The organism is Rhodococcus sp. NyZ502, from assembly GCF_041464245.1.
Classification (GTDB): domain Bacteria; phylum Actinomycetota; class Actinomycetes; order Mycobacteriales; family Mycobacteriaceae; genus Rhodococcus_F; species Rhodococcus_F qingshengii.
Genome location: NZ_CP167155.1, coordinates 1,681,263 through 1,695,973 on the forward strand (window position 1 = coordinate 1,681,263; position 14,711 = coordinate 1,695,973).

General features: G+C 62.9%; 12 protein-coding genes. 6 read left to right on the plus strand and 6 right to left on the minus strand.

Going from position 1 to position 14,711, the window contains the following annotated elements; translation table 11 throughout:
• The first annotated feature begins 273 nt into the window (after positions 1 to 273).
• Positions 274 to 1,710: an Ig-like domain-containing protein gene (locus ACBG85_RS07965; protein WP_372026830.1), complete on the plus strand. Its 1,437-nt coding sequence runs from the start codon at positions 274 to 276 to the stop codon at positions 1,708 to 1,710.
• Between the two features lie 81 nt (positions 1,711 to 1,791).
• Positions 1,792 to 3,825, plus strand: coding sequence for an Ig-like domain-containing protein (locus ACBG85_RS07970; RefSeq protein WP_372026832.1), 2,034 nt, complete (start codon positions 1,792 to 1,794; stop codon positions 3,823 to 3,825).
• A gap of 70 nt (positions 3,826 to 3,895) precedes the next feature.
• Here ACBG85_RS07970 and ACBG85_RS07975 read toward each other — a convergent pair whose 3' ends face one another.
• From ACBG85_RS07975 to ACBG85_RS07985, 3 genes are all read right to left on the minus strand, one after another.
• Positions 3,896 to 4,684, minus strand: coding sequence for a hypothetical protein (locus tag ACBG85_RS07975; protein ID WP_007735354.1), 789 nt, complete (start codon positions 4,682 to 4,684; stop codon positions 3,896 to 3,898).
• A 7-nt stretch (positions 4,685 to 4,691) separates the two neighbouring features.
• Positions 4,692 to 5,192, minus strand: a complete 501-nt coding sequence (locus ACBG85_RS07980; protein WP_372026835.1) for a DUF2505 domain-containing protein — start codon at positions 5,190 to 5,192, stop codon at positions 4,692 to 4,694.
• Positions 5,193 to 5,268: 76 nt separating this feature from the next.
• Positions 5,269 to 5,766, minus strand: coding sequence for a DUF2505 domain-containing protein (locus ACBG85_RS07985; RefSeq protein WP_003942023.1), 498 nt, complete (start codon positions 5,764 to 5,766; stop codon positions 5,269 to 5,271).
• A gap of 74 nt (positions 5,767 to 5,840) precedes the next feature.
• On the opposite strand from ACBG85_RS07985, the gene ACBG85_RS07990 reads away from it, so the two are divergent.
• The 4 genes from ACBG85_RS07990 (at position 5,841) to ACBG85_RS08005 (ending at position 10,512) form a co-directional block, all read left to right on the plus strand.
• The gene (locus tag ACBG85_RS07990) at positions 5,841 to 6,884 is read left to right on the plus strand and encodes a UDP-N-acetylmuramate dehydrogenase (RefSeq protein WP_158170618.1); all 1,044 of its coding nucleotides are present in this window, start codon (positions 5,841 to 5,843) and stop codon (positions 6,882 to 6,884) included.
• Positions 6,885 to 6,916: 32 nt separating this feature from the next.
• Positions 6,917 to 8,113 (plus strand): Ig-like domain-containing protein, encoded by a 1,197-nt coding sequence (locus ACBG85_RS07995; RefSeq protein WP_042452959.1) that lies wholly within the window; start codon positions 6,917 to 6,919, stop codon positions 8,111 to 8,113.
• A 120-nt stretch (positions 8,114 to 8,233) separates the two neighbouring features.
• Positions 8,234 to 9,757 (plus strand): hypothetical protein, encoded by a 1,524-nt coding sequence (locus tag ACBG85_RS08000; protein WP_372026840.1) that lies wholly within the window; start codon positions 8,234 to 8,236, stop codon positions 9,755 to 9,757.
• Complete coding sequence (locus ACBG85_RS08005) at positions 9,754 to 10,512, plus strand: ESX secretion-associated protein EspG (RefSeq protein ID WP_372026842.1); 759 nt, start codon at positions 9,754 to 9,756, stop codon at positions 10,510 to 10,512. Before ACBG85_RS08000 ends, ACBG85_RS08005 begins: the two co-directional genes overlap by 4 nt.
• A gap of 15 nt (positions 10,513 to 10,527) precedes the next feature.
• Here ACBG85_RS08005 and ACBG85_RS08010 read toward each other — a convergent pair whose 3' ends face one another.
• From ACBG85_RS08010 to ACBG85_RS08020, 3 genes are read right to left on the minus strand one after another with little or no spacing between them, the layout of a single operon-like run.
• On the minus strand, positions 10,528 to 11,277 hold the full coding sequence (locus ACBG85_RS08010; protein WP_372026844.1) for an SDR family NAD(P)-dependent oxidoreductase: 750 nt from the start codon (positions 11,275 to 11,277) through the stop codon (positions 10,528 to 10,530).
• Between the two features lie 15 nt (positions 11,278 to 11,292).
• Positions 11,293 to 13,614, minus strand: a complete 2,322-nt coding sequence (locus tag ACBG85_RS08015) for an arylsulfatase (RefSeq protein WP_372026847.1) — start codon at positions 13,612 to 13,614, stop codon at positions 11,293 to 11,295.
• Positions 13,611 to 14,588, minus strand: a complete 978-nt coding sequence (locus tag ACBG85_RS08020; RefSeq protein WP_042452972.1) for a TauD/TfdA family dioxygenase — start codon at positions 14,586 to 14,588, stop codon at positions 13,611 to 13,613. Before ACBG85_RS08020 ends, ACBG85_RS08015 begins: the two co-directional genes overlap by 4 nt.
• Positions 14,589 to 14,711 lie beyond the last annotated feature (123 nt).

Genomic DNA, 14,711 nt, shown 5'->3' on the forward strand with positions numbered 1-14,711 from the left:
ATCACGCCCGAAATCGAATATGACGCCGATATCAGAGATTTGTAAATCGCTATTTTCGGGCGACTGTTTTGTCTTTAGCGCAGGTAAGAACGCATCCAGATGTGCGGTTCGGGACGTTCAGCCCACTGTTACTGCAGTTCGGCGATGTCGCCGATGAACTAAATCTGCGAAAAGCGTAGTTACTTTACAGTCAATGGGATAACGTCACGGCATCGAAAGCAGACGGACGCTTGTCCTGGACGCCTGTCTGCCCCGTTGTCGAGAGGGATCTGGATGTCCGTGAGTGGTGTTCGTCGTGTTGTCGGTGGGTTGAGTGTTTTTGCTGTTTCTGCGGGCTTCGCGGTGGTTGCGGGCGTCGGGGTTGCTGGTGCGGCTCCGGTGACGGCGGAGTTCAATTCCGACGGGTACAAGGTGACTCGGACGATCAGTAACGGGACGCCGTCGGAAGGTGATGTGATCACCTCTACGACAGTGTTCAAGCGGACCGACTTTGTGGTCAATTACCTCTACGCGGTTCGGGATTTTCATCCGTCGTGCATGACGTATGTCGAGGGCTCGGCGAAGGTGAACGGGAAGGCCTATTCCCCGGAAACGCCGGTGAGCGCTGATTCTGTGCGTGTGAGCGCGAGCATCACGGATTGGCCGTTGTATCAGAACAATACGAAGTCGTTCGAGTTTCAGTATCGGGTCGGCGCAGGATGTGAGCGCGGGACCGATCTGGCAAGCACAGTGCATTTCGACGGTTCGGCTTGGGTGAATGACACGACAAATGGTCGTGGTCCTTCGGTCAAGGTTCAGAAGAACGTGTCGACGACGGCACTTGCGCCCGTCGGTAGCGCTCAGGTGGGGCAACCGGTGACGTTGAGTGCGACGGTGACCGGTGGTGCCGACGGTGATTCGGTGGAGTTCTTCGACGCCGGTTCCAAGATCGGTGCGGGCGCGCTCGCCAATGGTGTTGCAACACTTGACTGGACACCGACCACCCGTGGAGACCACTCGATCACAGCGAAGTTCGCCGACACGGCGCGTGCCGTCGGTTCCGCTTCGGCAGCGCTGATCGTGAACGTTTCGCAGGCCGATGCTCAGTCCAGTACGACGCTGGCGCCGATCTCGGGCGCGCAGGTCGGCAAGTCGACCAATCTCAAAGCGACTGTGTCCGCGTCGGGCACCGGTGGAACGGTCACGTTCAAGGTCGGCGGAACGGTGCTCGCTTCGGTGCCGGTGGCAGGCAACGGTGAAGCGACCTATGCCTGGGTTCCGACGGTCGCCGGTGCACAGACGGTGGAAGCCGTATTCGCCGGTCGATCCGGTGTCACCGGGTCGAGTACCACCGCGAATGTGACAGTCGCCGAACAGCCCGCCGGAACAACAAGCTCCACAACAGATCTCAGCGTAGTAGCGGGCCAGGTCGGCGTTGCCCAGACGATCTCCGCTCAAATCAGCCCCGCCAATGCGGGTGGCACAGTCACCTTCAAGGACGGCGAGACCGTCATCGGCACGGCTACGGTCGATTCATCCGGAAAGGCCAGCCTTTCGTGGAAGCCCGCAACTCAAGGGCAGCGAGTTGTCGCGGCGGAGTACTCGGGCGCCGGCACGGTGACGGCATCGTCCGATCAGGTCTCCGTCCAGATCGCCGCACCCGTCGACGGTGAAGAACCAGGCAACGGCACCGGTTCGCTCGGCAGCCTCGGCAACATCTTCGGCTCCTAGCCGCCGACACCTGGTGATGCCCCGCCCGCGTTCGGCGGTGGGGCATCACCCATTTCGCTCACTTCTCGAGAAGGAAAAGCTATGTCTGTAGGTTCTGCACGCCGTGCAGTTGCAGGTTTGAGTGTGTTTGCTGTTGCTGCGGGTTTCGCGGTGGTTGCGGGTGTCGGGGTTGCTGGTGCGGCTCCGGTGACGGCGGAGTTCAATTCCGACGGGTACAAGGTGACTCGGACGATCAGTAACGGGACGCCGTCCGAGGGTGATGTGATCACGTCGAAGACGGTGTTCAAGCGAACTGCCGCGGTTCACAATCTGTATGCGGTGCGCGATTTTCATCCGGCGTGTATGACGTATGTCGATGGTTCGGCGACGGTGAACGGTAGTGCGTTCCGTGTCAACGAGGTGGCTACTGATTCTGTTCGTTTGAGTGCGGGTGCTACGGAATGGCCGATGTGGGGTGGTGACGTCAAGACGTTCGAATTCCAGTATCGCGTCGGTGCGGATTGTGCTCGTGGTACTGATTTGTCGACGACGGTGCATTTCGACGGCACGGTGTTCGTTGACGACACGACAAATGGTCGTGGTCCGTCGATCAACGTTCAGAAGAACGTCTCGACGACGACGCTGTCACCGACCAGTGGCGTGAAGTTGGGACAACTTGTTCCGCTGAGCGCGACGGTGACCGGTGGTGCCGACGGTGATTCGGTGGAGTTCTTCGACGGTGCCACCAAGATCGGTGCGGGCGCGCTCGCCAATGGTGTTGCAACGCTTGCCTGGACACCGGCTGACGTCCGAACCCACAGCGTGACGGCCAAGTATCTCGGTAATGCAAAGGTGGCGACCTCCACGTCGTCGGCTGTCGACGTCGTAGTGTCCGAAGCGGACAAGAGCACTGCAACCGCGATCACCGGTCCCGCAAGTGCAGTTGCAGGTGAGTCCGTGACCGTCGAGGCTACGGTGTCGCCCACTCCGGCGGGTGGCACGGTGCAGTTCAAGGACGGTGCAACCGACCTCGGCGGCGCCGTTCCCGTCGATGCCAACGGCAAGGCTTCGCTGACGAATTCCTATGCAGTCGGAGCGCATTCGATCGTGGCGGTGTACTCCGGTTCCGGTGTCTACCAGACTTCGACGTCGGCGCCACATGCGTTGACAGTCGCTCCGGTGGTGGTCGAGGAGAACACAACGACCACCCTCGTCGGCCCGTCGACCGCTTCGACCGGAGAGACATTGTCGTTCACTGCCTCGGTCTCGACCGGTGTTGCAGGTGGCACCGTGCAGTTCAAGGAAAGTGGCAGGGATCTGGGCTCCCCGATTCCCGTGGACGCAACCGGAAAAGCGACAACCACGCCGATCTTCAACGTGGCGGGTGAGTACAGCATCACCGCAGTGTTCTCGGGTTCGGGTAACTACCTGGGCTCGACATCGAACGCCCAGACCGTGAACGTCAAGGCGCCGGCTCCCACCGACCAGCAGACCCAGACGGTCTTGACCGTTCCGGCGGATGCAAAAACCGGTACGGCAGTTGGTCTGTCCGTAACCGTTACGCCGACGCCGGTGGGCGGCACAGTGCAGTTCAAGGACGGCTCGGGCAATCTCGGCTCGCCGGTGCCGGTCGTCGAGGGCAAGGCGTCGATCATGCACGAGTTCGCGAGCGTCGGTACGCACGACATCACGGCCGTCTACTCGGGTGCAACAGGATTCCTCACCTCTACCTCGGCCGCTCAGTCGGTTTCGGTCACGGCTCCGGCCGCGGAGGATCAGGAAACGTCCATCACCGTGAGCGCTCCGGCGTCAGCGGTCAAGGGCGCGAAGGTTGATCTCGTTGCGGCAGTGGTACCTACGCTCAGCGCAGGAACGGTCCAGTTCATGGACGGAACCACCCCGATCGGTGGACCGGTTGCCGTGGTGAACGGTAAGGCCACGCTCTCGCACACCTTCACCGAACTCGGAGATCGCCGAATCACCGCGGTGTTCAGTGGAACTGACGGCTATCTCGGTTCCGAGACCCAGGCCGCAGTCACTGTCAGGGTAACGGCAGCGTCCGACGGCGGGGATCCCGGCAACGGCGGCAGTTCGACCGGTTCACTGGGAAGCCTGGAAAACATCTTCGGGTCCTAGCCCGACGCCTGCACACAGACGCCTCGCCGCGGAGAACACCTCCGCGGCGGGGCGTTTCCCGTCTGTGAGTTCAGGGATTCGGCGCTACGACGTGCCAGGGCACGGTCAGGATGCAGTCACGAAGACGTCGCCGCGCGGGCTGCACGGGAATTCCTTGCGCCCGAAGAATTTCCAATGCGGCAGCCCAACGATGGCGAGGTCCGAACGAGGCGTGCGGCGCGGCGGTGGCCCAGGCTCGATCGGCCGCGCTGAGCAACGCGTGGATCGGCTCACCGGGAACGTTGCGGTGGATGAGAGCCTTCGGGAGACGTTCCGCGATGTCGGAAGGGCGCTCGATGTCGAAGGGATCCCAGGCCAGTGTCAGGGTCAATGGACGATCAGCGTCGAGAAGCACCCAGGCGCAACGTCTCCCGAGTTCGTCGCAGGTTCCGTCGAGTAGCAGCCCGCCCGGTGCGAGACCGGACTGAATGTGTGCCCACGCAGAGTCCACAGCCTCCTCCGGATACTGCCGGAGCACGTTGAAGGCGCGTACGAAGACGGGTGTGAGACCGGCAAGTTCGAATCCACCACGGGCGAAGCTGACACCGTCACGACTCTCGACCACGCGGGCGGGGTCGATCTCGAGCCCGATGACGCGTCGATCCCGCCGGACAGCGGTGAGGCGGCTTGCCATCTCGAAGGTGGTGTCCGGCCTCGCCCCGTACCCGAGGTCGACGATCAACGGATCGGTCGCGTTGTTCAGGGCGTGCGCGATAGTGCGGTTGTGCACGATCCACCGGTCACTACGTCGCAGTCTGTTGATTCCCGTCGTGCCACGGGTGATGACCCCCTCGATCTTCGGGGGTGGAGCTTTCTTCACGCCGGGTTCAGCGTGCGGCGAGCCAGGTCGCGGTGACCTGGGCTTCGGTGCGGAACAGATCTACGAGGTTGATGAGCATCAGTTGCTCCAACTTCGCGCCGATGAACGGTATGAAGACCTTGGCCTCGGACGTGGTTCGCAGCGTGGACCCGGTATCGGTCGCGAACAACTCCATGGTGCCGGACAAACTCCCCGGCCCGGCCGGGATGGACGCTTCGTACGTTCCGGTCACGGTGTCACCGAAGGCGCCGTACGACTCCTTACGAGTGATGACAAGATCCTTCTTCATCACTGTCTGAGCGATGTCGGGCAAATCCGTGCGCGGAAGAATGTGGTTGAGCACGAGATCGATTCCGGAATCGGTGACCTCGAAATGTTCCACATGGTTCTCGGAATGCTTGCGCATCTCCTCGACACGGGCCTCCCAGTACGAGCGGTCCGCCAGCGCCGCATAGACCTGCTCGGGGGAGTGCTGATAGCGGGCGGAGTAGTCGATGCGGCGAGCCATGATCGAAAAGAATACCGGTTACACGCTGTGACAAGCCAAATCGGCTGTATCCACAACTGCCGCCGCCCGCAGGGTTTTACTTCGCGATCCACTCCCGGGTGAAGTCCTGTTCGGCCTGGATGAGCCGGACAACCTCGTCGACAATCGCACTTTCGATCTTTCCGCCGAGGAACGGGATCTTGACCTCGACCTCACCGTCGATCTCGAGAGTGGCGGAGTTCTCGTCACCTGTCAGCACCTGCGTGCCCTCGACACGGGCGGGAACGCCGTCGACGTGGGCGGAAAAGGTGCCGGTGGCCTTGCCGTCCTTGAAAGGCGCCATCGTTTCACTGCGCTTGATGACGATGTCGCCGTTGACGACTTTCGACACCATGCTGGGGAGATGCTCTGCGGCAATGATCTGCGACATCGTGACCGCGACGGTCTCGTCGCGAACGGTCAGCTCTTCGATCGTTGCGCCGGGACCACCGACAGCGACGATTCGGTCGCGCCAGTACTGCTCGGAGGTCACCGCCTCATGGACCTTCTCGGCGGGGACTGTGTACTTCGACGAATGCTCGATGCGACGGCTCACGATTGTGGAGGCTACCGTTTATCGATGTGTGGGACGTAACCATTGGCAGACGCGTCGTGGAATCAGGCGCTTTCGTGTCCGAGAACGTTGACTTGTCGGGATTGACGACGCTCCGAATCGGGGGACCGGCGCGGCTGCTCGCCGAATGTCCGACGACGCAGTCGTTGATCGACGTCGTGACGCTGCTCGATCGCGAGCAGATCCCGACGCTGATTCTCGCCGGCGGATCCAATCTCGTGATCTCCGACTCGGGATTCGACGGAGTTGTCGTTCGTGTGGCCAACACCACCGTGAGCCTCGACACGGACCGCGTCGTCGCCGAAGCGGGCGCGGTGTGGGACGAAGTAGTCGGTCAATCGGTCGCCGCGGAACTGGGTGGCCTCGAGTGCCTGTCCGGGATTCCGGGCTCGACCGGTGCGACGCCGGTGCAGAACGTCGGCGCGTACGGCGTCGAGGTGGGCTCGCGACTCCGGCGAGTTCAACTGCTCGACCGACGCAATGGCGAAGTGTCGTGGGTCGAACCGTCGAAACTCGAATTGGGTTACCGGTCGAGCGTCCTCAAGCATTCGGACGCAGCACTGGTTCTCGCCGTCGAATTCGACGCGTCGACCGACGGATTGAGCGCCCCGCTCGCGTACCGCGAACTGTTCACCGCACTGGGGGCAGAAGAAGGCGAGCGGTTACCTGCGTCGCAGGTCCGCGAGGCAGTTCTGGGACTTCGGACGGGTAAGGCGATGGTGCTCGATCCGTACGACCACGACACCTGGAGCGCGGGTTCCTTCTTCACCAACCCCGTGGTGCCCGACGACAAGCTGCCTGCCGTGCTCGCAGCCATCGCCGAACAGCTCGGCGACGTCACCGTGCCGCAGTTCCCCGGCAGTGGTGGAACCAAGCTCTCGGCCGGATGGTTGATCGAACGGGCCGGATTCTCGAAGGGTTATCCCGGTGAAGATGCACCGGCCAGGCTGTCGACGAAACACACCTTGGCGTTGACCAACAGAGGGTCGGCAACGAGCGCGGATGTGGTCTCGCTCGCGCGGACAGTGCGCGACGGCGTCGAAGCCGCGTTCGGTGTCCACCTGGAACCGGAACCGGTAACTGTGGGCTGCACCATCTGATTCCTGACGGAGCCCGCAGGTAGCCTGTTGAAGTGCATGAGCTGGGTGGTAGGAGAAGTCGTTCGCGTCTTGTTGCGTTGGTAGCTGTATTGCTCGCTGTGATGGTGGCCGTCGTCGGCTGCACGATCGGTGGCAAGGACGGACAGGGCGGCGCGGCGGCCGCCGAGCCAGCACCGGTGGCGACCGTGGTGTCGACGCCGGCGCCCGGCACCAAAGATGTCAGCCCGGTCGCCCCCGTCTCGGTAGCCGTGACCCAGGGAACGCTGTCCGACGTCAGCCTCAGCAATGCGGCCGGTAAAGCCGTTGCAGGACAATTGTCGCCTGACAAGACATCGTTCACCGTCAGTGAGGCACTCGGCTACGGCACCACGTATTCGTGGTCGGGCTCGGCAACCGGGACCGACGGTAAATCCGTGCCAGTCCAAGGGAGCTTTACGACGGTTGCCCCGGAGTCGACCACCGGCGCCACCCTCAACATCGCCGACGGCCAAGAAGTTGGTATCGCGGCACCGATCACGTTGCAGTTCGACAACTCCGTCGTCGACAAGGCGGCCGTCGAGAAGGCGCTTGTCGTGACCACCGTGCCGCCCACCGCCGGATCGTGGGCTTGGCTGGCCGACGACAACGGCGGATCGCGGGCCCATTGGCGTCCGGCCGATTACTGGGTGCCGGGCACGACTGTCCATCTGGACGCCAAGCTATACGGCTTGAACTACGGCGGTGGCGCCTTCGGCGACCAGGATCTCACGCTCGACTTCACGATCGGTCGTAGCCAGATCGTGAAGGCGAATGCGCCCAGCCACCGCATGCAGGTGGTGCGCGACGGTCAGACGATCATGGACATTCCCGTCAGCTACGGCGAGGGAAACGAACCTCGCAACGTCACGCGCAGCGGCATTCACATGGTGACGGAGAAGTACGAAGACTTCATGATGTCCAATCCGCCGTTCTACGAGAACGTGCGTGAGCGTTGGGCCGTGCGCATCTCCAACAACGGCGAATTCATCCACGCCAATCCTGAGACCACCGGGGTGCAGGGCTCGTCGAACGTCACGAACGGTTGCATCAACCTGTCGACATCCGACGCGCAGGAATACTTCGGAACGGCCCTCTACGGTGACCCCGTCGAGGTGACCGGCACGTCGATCGACCTGTCTCCTGCGGACGGCGACATCTACGACTGGGCAATCGATCTGCCGACCTGGAAGTCGATGTCGGCACTGCCGTAACTCTGTACTGCGGTAAATCCGTGGATGAGGGAACCGTCCGGGCTCTGCTTGCGTCTGTACAGGTATGTGCTGTCGGCTCGGGGGAGTCCGACGGGGGTTTTCGACTTCAGGGGGACAGCGGTGGGCATTCCATTTCTGGAAGACGTGCTGGGAAGAATCTCCGATGCGACGCAGGCCGTGCCTCCCGGCGTGGCGGCATTGCCAGTTGTCGGCACTCCCATCGCGAGCGCAATCGCTACATCTGCTCTGGTGCAATCCATAACCGACGACCGCGGCGCGTTCGACGACGAGATGGCTGCTGCGACCGTTGACGCCGATGTGGAGCGCGCACGAGCCTGGGGTGAGCGCGATGCCCTCACCGCTCAGACGTCGTCGCTCGAGTACAGCGAACACGCAATCGTGGACGACGATCCGTTCGATGCGATGTCGCACTCCGAAATCTTCGACCACGTCAACGAGATGAATCCGGCAACCCTGAGTGCGATCGGTGAGGCTTGGAAGGCCATTGCAGGCCGGGTAGAAGCCGGCATCGGGAAGTTCCAGAACGACGTGAACGGTGCGATCACCGAAGGCTGGCAGGGGCGCGGCGGCTCGGCTGCGCTGGAAGCAGTGCTGGCCTACTCGGCTGATGCGGGTGAGCTGAAGGTGCGGGTCGATCTGATCTCGAACAAGATCGAGGAGGCGAAGATCGCACTCGACGAGGCCAAACGCTCGATTCCGGCCCCCGACGGCGCCTCGACGGTCGAGAGGTTTCTCAGCATGGTTCCCGGGGCTACATGGAAGCAGGCCCAATACGAAGCGGAAGAAGCCGAACGTCAAGCGCGCCAGGTGATGAAGGACGTGTATCTGCCGTCCATGAAGCGTGCGGACGATCAGGTGCCGATCCTCCCGGCCGCATTCAATCCGGTCACCGGCGGTGGAGGGGCTGGAAGTGGCGGCGCATTCGGTGGTGGTGGTGCCGGCGGCGGGAACACTTCGGGTTCGGAGAACGGGCTCGGCACGCCGTCTACATCGGGTGGCGGAGTCGGTGGAGGAGCGGACGGTGGACACCTCGGCGGTGCAAACCCGGCCGGAGACGGTTCCGGTCAGAACCCATCCGGCACCAATTCCGGAAATGGTGACAACCGTGGCGGCGTTGATGCCCAAGGGAATTCGGGTGCCGATGCTGCCCGGTTCGCAAACGATTCCGCCCCGGCCGGGACTGCCGCGGCACATGCCGGCCCACTGCCGGCCGGTGCAGCGCCAGGTGGCCTGGCAGGTGCAACTCCGAATGGTGCTCAGCTCGGTTCCGGAGTGCCTTCAGGCCTCATGGGTAGCGGTTCGGGTGGTGGTTCCGCAGGTGGAATCGGTACCGGCGGCTTCGGGCCAGGTGGAACCGGAGGTGGCGCTCTCGGCCCTGGCGGCGTGGGCGGCCTCGCCAATGGCGGGCGTGGGGGCGTCAACGGAACTGGCGGTACCTCGGCGACGGGCGCGCAGAGCGGTCGGGGCGCGATGGGTGGCGTCGGCGGCATGGCACCGGGACGAGGGCAAGGGCAAGACGAAGACAACGTTCACGACACCCCCGGCTACCTCGTCACCGTCGAGAACGGCAATGCCCTGGTCGGCGACCTACCCATGGTCTCCCCGGCGGTGCTGGGCGAATGACCACCATGCAGTGGCAGTTCACCGGCCTCGAATTCCAGATTCTCTGGGAAGCGGTCGGACGTGACCGACTCCCGTACCCGCTGCGGTTTCGTCCGACGGCCGAAACCATGAACGAGCTGACAGAAGAGCGACGTCGAGCGGGAGCACACCTGGCTTGGTTGCTCGACGATCGGCTGCATCACGTTCTCGGTGCTCTTGCGAATCCTGATGCTCGCGTTGAGGTTTCCGGTTTTCACGGGCAGAACATGAGTACGGTGACGCGATTGCACGGCGTTGTTGCCGGCGACCTGGGGGTGCTCCTGACTCAACTGCCCGGCAGGACTGTCGACTGTGGCTCCGACGTGGTTTTCACTGTGGTACGCCCATCGGCAATTCCACGGATGCTCGTCGATCACCTGCCGACCTGCCCCGCTGGATCGGAGCGTGGTGTGAGCATCGAAAGGCCGAAAACTTCCGGTAGAGCGAGCTTCCTGAGCAGTGCCGCCGGTGCGCGCGGGAGCGAGGAAGTGAGCAGATTCTTCGGCCGAGAGCGGACCTCGATCGGTGAAGTCACCACATACCCGGGAGGAGCGCTGGACAGCAGACCGACAGACGACGGCATAACGTTCCACTGGTACGACTATGCCGGAGATGGTCGGTACATCGTCACCGCTGATGAAATCGTAAGTGCCCGTAGCGCTTCCACGGAAATGACGGAGGCCGAGATTGCACGCAATCTCGGCCTCGTCCTGCACCGGGTGATTCGCACTGGTTAGTCAGAACGATTCGAACTAGCTGGTGGTGCGGTGGAACCGACCGGGGCTTGCCTGATCCCTCGGCTTGACGATGATCTGATCGAGGTTCACATGTGACGGCCGCGACGCGACAAAACCGATGATCTCGGCGATGTCCTGCGCCACCAACGGTGTGATTCCCTCGTACACCTTGTCGGCCTTGTCCTGATCGCCCTCGAACCGGACGAGTGAGAACTCCGTCTCGACGGCTCCCGGCGCGATTTCGGTCAGTCGAACGGGCTTGCCCAACAGTTCACCACGCAATGTCCGATGAAGGACGGCTTGAGCGTGCTTGGCGGTGGTGTAGCCCGAGCCGTTGTCGTATGCCTCCAGCGCGGCCACCGAGGTGATGGTCACGACCAGACCGTCACCCGAATCGATCAGCTTGGGCAGCAGTGCCTTCGTCGCACGCAACGTGCCCAGAACATTGGTCTCCCACATCCACCGCCAGTCGTCCAGATCGGCGTCCAGGACTGTTGCCAGACCCTTTGCACCACCCGCGTTGTTGACCAACACGTCGACACGTGGGACCACGGCCGCGAACGCGTCGACGGAATCCTCGTCGGTGACGTCGAGTTCGAGAGCGGTACCACCGATTTCCTCGGCGATCTTCTCGAGACGATCGACGCGGCGAGCACCGATCACGACGTGGAATCCCTGAGCTGCCAGGGTGCGGGCGGTGGCCTCACCGATTCCGGAGCTGGCTCCGGTGACTACGGCGATGCGGGCATCGGAAGAAATGGTCATGATGCAATCGTAGGGCTAGTCGGCGGCATACTCTGCTTCCCGTTCGATGGATTCGATGTGACGACGCGGTACTTGTATCCGACCGGGTGTGTAGGTGACGGCGCGCAGCGCGCCGCTGTACCGGAAGGGACCATGGCGTCGTCGTACCTCCCACGACACAGGTCCCCTGGCGTCGACACCGACCGAGATACCGGTCCACGGCGCCATTCCCACCAGTTGTACTTGCCCGAGCAGCTGGCCCGCGTGAATGCCGTCGACGCTGACGTGGAGATCCCAACGCAACCGCGGTACCACCGTCACCGACAGGTCGATGCGTTCGGTGCCGAGCGCCAGCGGTCCGGCGTCGACAACGGAGTAGGAACCGAACGCGTTGTACCCGAGATGCAGGTGCCCGTCCTCGACGTAGAGAAGGTACCCACCCTGCGGATCGCCATGGGCGACAAGGACACCGGCGTCACCTTCGCGGTAACCGTCGAGTTCGACCGTGATGTCGAAGTCGCGGAACCCGATCAGCTTGGATGAGCGGTAGCGCTCCAGCGGGGGCGTTCCGGCAAGTAGTCGCACCGGGCGTGAGAGTGCTCCTTCCTCCGGACGGCGAACCGCGCCGACGGTATTGCCGAGTAGAGGAAACACGGTGTTCGCCCACGCCGAGTGGTCCCAGGCCTCGGCGAGTTCGCGAACCTTGTCGGGAAACCGTGATGCCAGGTCGTCGAGCTCGGTCGGGTCGGTGCGGACGTCGAACAACTGCCAGTGCGGTTTGTCGATGTCCGCCGGGGTGAGAGCCAGCAGTTTCCAGCCGTCCTTGTAGTAGCCACGGTTGCCGGTCATCTCGGTGTACTGCTCGGTGTGAGTGCTCGGAGCGGCAGACGAACGCAGAACGGACGCGGAAGACACCCCGTCGAACTCTTTCACCGGGAGCCCGTTTCGCACACTGGGTGCGTCGATTCCGGCCAGTTCGAGCAGCGTAGGGGTCAGGTCGGTGACGTACGCGAACTGGTCGCGAATCCCGTTGTCGTCTGCTCCGGGTTTCAATCCAGCGGGCCAGGACAGGAGAAAAGGAACACGGATCCCGCCGGCAAAGGATTGCCCTTTGTAGAACCGGAACGGGGTGTTGGACGTCTGTCCCCATCCACGTGGATAGTGGACGCCCAATTCAGGTCCGCCGATGAGGGATTCGTCGTGGGGGACATCGCCCACCCAGTCCGGATCCTGAATATGCGCGAACTGTGCGAAGTAGCTTCGGGTCCCGTCCGAACCGCCCTCGGCGGTGCCGCCGTTGTCGGAGGTGAAGACGATGATCGTGTTGTCGAGCTCGCCGAGTTCGTCCAGGGTGTCGACGATGCGTCCGACGCTCTGATCGATCGAGTCGACCATCGCCGCGTACACCTCCATGTAGCGGGCGAACCTGGACTGCACTTCCGGCGTGAGTGATTCCCATTCGGGGACGTCGAAGCCGGGTTCGGAGTTTCGCGGTGCTTGTTGCGTACCTTCCGGAAAGAGGCCTTGCACGAGCTGAGAGGCGAACCGCGACTCGCGGATTCGATCCCACCCTTCGTCGTAGCGGCCGCGGTACTTTTCCTGGTCGGCAGGCTTGGCCTGCAACGGTCCGTGCATGGCGACGTGTGCGAAGTAGAGGAAGAACGGCTTGTCCTGATCGTGGGCGCGGAGGTCCTTGATGTACCCGACCGCTTTGTCGGTCAGATCGTCGGTGAGGTAGTACCCCTCGGGGTACTCGTCCACGTCGACCACAGAATTGTCGGAGATCAGTTGATTGGGATAGTAGAAGGAGTTGAGGCCTTCGAGTGAGCCGTAGTAGCGATCGAAACCGCGCTGCGTCGGCCAGGAGTCACGACTTCGTCCCGGGGCCAGGTTGGCGTCGCGTACGAGGTGCCACTTGCCGACGGCATAGGTCGCATAGCCCGCGCCGCGGAGGATTTCGGGGAGTGTCTGGACGTCGTCGGCCAATTCCAGACGCAGTCCGGGGTAGCCCGGATCGGCGTTGGCGACAAAACCGTACCCGGCGCGGTGCGGATTCAGGCCGGTGAGAAGAGCTGCGCGCGACGGCGAGCAGAGGGGCGTCGTGTGGTAGTTGGTCATCCGAATGCCCTGCGCGGCAAGGCGGTCGAGGGTGGGAGTCTCGATCTCGGAGCCGAACGGCCCGATGTCGCTGTACCCCATGTCGTCGATCAGAACCACGACGATGTTGGGTGATCCGGGAATCGGGGTCGTGGAGGTGGGCCACGACGGGGTCGAATCGGCTGCGGTGCGGCCGATTCGACCCTCGAAGCCTTCGTATCCGCGGGCGTGCGGAGGAGGGGCGGAATCCGGTGAAGTCATGGGAGAGTCGAGGCGCCTTCGATGATCGAGTATTCGGAAGCGTCGCCGGCGATGCTGCGGCTTCGTTCCCCGTGGATGTTGACCGGGATGTCGCCGGCAAGGGTGATGCGCTCCAGACGCCGGTACTGATCGTCGTAGTCGGCGATCGCGTAGTGCTGGGTGGCGCGGTTGTCCCAGATCGCGACGTCACCCGCTTCCCAGTTCCACCGCGTCGTGTACTCGAGCTTGATGGCGTGATCCTGCAAGAGCTTGAATACACCGTTCGACTGTTCGGTGCTCAACCCGACGAAGTTCTTGACAAAATGTCCGAGGACGAGCGTGCGTTCTCCGGTTTCGGGGTGGACCCGCACCACCGGGTGTTCCGTCTCGAAGTACGTGGACTGGAACTCCTCGCGGTAGGCGGCCGTGCGATCTTCGGTGAGCCGCTCGGCGCTGGTTGCCGCATAGTCGTAGACGTTCGTGTGGCGAGCCCAGAGGTTCTCCGCGAGCGCCTTGAGCGGATCCGGCAGTCCGTTGTAGGCGGCTACCCCCGACGCCCACGTCGTGGAACCGCCGTATTCGGGTAGCTGCACCGCGCGCAGGATCGAAGCCTTGGGGATGCGGTCGACGAAGGTGACGTCGGTGTGCCAGCTGTTGGCCTTGCCCAGGTCCGAGTCGATGGGCAGAACTTTTGCGCCGTGCGACTTCACGGTGGGGTGGGCAGTGGTCGGGGTACCCAGCAGCTGGGCGAACTCGTACTGCGAATCGTTGTCGAGGTGGTCTTGCCCGCGAAAGAAGATCACCTTGTGTTCGAGAAGTGCTTGCCGGATGAGGGAAATCGTCGCCGGGTCGAGATGCCCGCCGAGAGTGATTCCGTCGATTCGGGCGCCGATATGCGCGCCGAGGGTGGTGACAGTGCCGCGAGCGGCGTCAACGGCCGCTCCGTTCGTTGATGCCGAATTCGTGAGGGTCGGCTTGGCGAAAGCTGTAGACATGGTGCACCTTTCGTGGGGAGTGTGCCCACCCAAACACGCGAGATTTCGCCCCGACAGGGTTGCGTTCAGTGTGATCGTTACCGCACCTGATTTGTGAATCTCGGTGAAGCTGCTACTTTTGGA